Raw genomic sequence first — 990 nt, 5'->3', positions numbered from 1 at the left:
GGATTGAGATCGTCATAGGCCGGCCGCGGCGCGCTCGCCTCCTGCAGCGCCAGCGCGTCCTCGTTGCGCCAGCCGTCGGCCTCGCGCGCGCAACCGCTGGCCACCGGCTTCATGCCCACCGCGCGCTGGCCGCGCGCGCGCAGGGCGTGCAGCAGCGCGGTGCTGGCGATGGTCTTGCCGATGCCGGTATCGGTGCCGGTGACGTAGAAGGCGGGAACAGCCATGCGAAACCCTGTCGGTTGGCCGGCGGGACGCGCGGCGGCGCGCAGGATAGCCGGGTGCGTCGCGCGCGTCAGCCGCCGCGGTGCCGGCGGACGCAGCGCGCTGCTAGACTCGCGCGATGTTCGCCTCGTCCTCGCTCACCGGCAGCAAGCCGGAACAGTACGCCCAGTTGCTCGACCAGGCCCGTGCCCTGGTCGCCGGGGAGCCCGACCGCATCGCCAATGCCGCCAACCTGGCTGCGCTGGTGTATCACGCGCTGCCGCGGCTGAACTGGGTCGGTTTCTACTTCTACGACGGCAAGGAACTGGTGGTCGGCCCGTTCCAGGGCCTGCCCGCGTGCGTGCGCATTCCGCTGCACAAGGGCGTGTGCGGTGCGGCCGCCAGCAGCGGCCAGACCCAGCGCATCGACGACGTGGAGGCGTTCCCCGGGCACATCGCCTGCGATGCGGCCTCGCGATCGGAACTGGTGGTGCCACTGCTGCGCGACAGTGCGCTGGTCGGCGTGTTCGACCTGGACAGCCCCGACCTCGCCCGCTTCGACGCCGACGACCAGCGCGGCCTGGAAGCGATCGCCCAGGTCTTCGTCGACAGCCTGCGATGAGTACCACCAAGCTGCGCAACATCGGCCCCAAGAGCGCGGCCTGGCTGCGCCAGGTCGGCGTGCGCACGCAGCAGGACCTGGAGGCGGCCGGCGCGGTCGGCGCCTTCGTCAGGGTCAAGCGCGCCGGCTTCAAGCCCAGCCTCAACCTGCTGTATTCGCTGGAAGGC

At 71.6% G+C, this 990-nt stretch carries 3 protein-coding genes; 2 read left to right on the top strand and 1 reads right to left on the bottom strand.

Annotated features, from left to right (window positions below):
* Window positions 1-224, bottom strand: a 224-nt coding sequence (gene bioD / locus D180_RS09135) for an ATP-dependent dethiobiotin synthetase BioD (RefSeq protein WP_017912554.1), incomplete at its 3' end; no start/stop codon positions are given.
* A 116-nt stretch (window positions 225-340) separates the two neighbouring features.
* Between bioD and D180_RS09130 the strand changes: the two genes are divergently transcribed.
* Both D180_RS09130 and D180_RS09125 read left to right on the top strand, forming a co-directional pair.
* A complete protein-coding gene (locus tag D180_RS09130; RefSeq protein WP_017912553.1) occupies window positions 341-823 on the top strand; it encodes a GAF domain-containing protein in 483 nt (160 codons plus the stop codon).
* Window positions 820-990 (top strand): TfoX/Sxy family DNA transformation protein (locus D180_RS09125; protein WP_017912552.1); only part of this gene is annotated, 171 nt, incomplete at its 3' end. The genes D180_RS09130 and D180_RS09125, both read left to right, overlap by 4 nt.

Origin of the sequence: Xanthomonas sp. SHU 166 (genome assembly GCF_000364685.1) — a bacterium.
In the GTDB taxonomy this organism is placed as follows: domain Bacteria; phylum Pseudomonadota; class Gammaproteobacteria; order Xanthomonadales; family Xanthomonadaceae; genus Xanthomonas_A; species Xanthomonas_A sontii.
Note: the sequence above shows the minus strand (reverse complement) of the source record. Positions and strands in the feature narration are given on the sequence as shown.

Bases quoted from the DNA above. Each gene is read 5' to 3' on its own strand.
- D180_RS09130 (WP_017912553.1), top strand. From the start codon at position 341: ATGTTCGCCTCGTCCTCGCTCACCGGCAGCAAGCCGGAACAGTACGCC.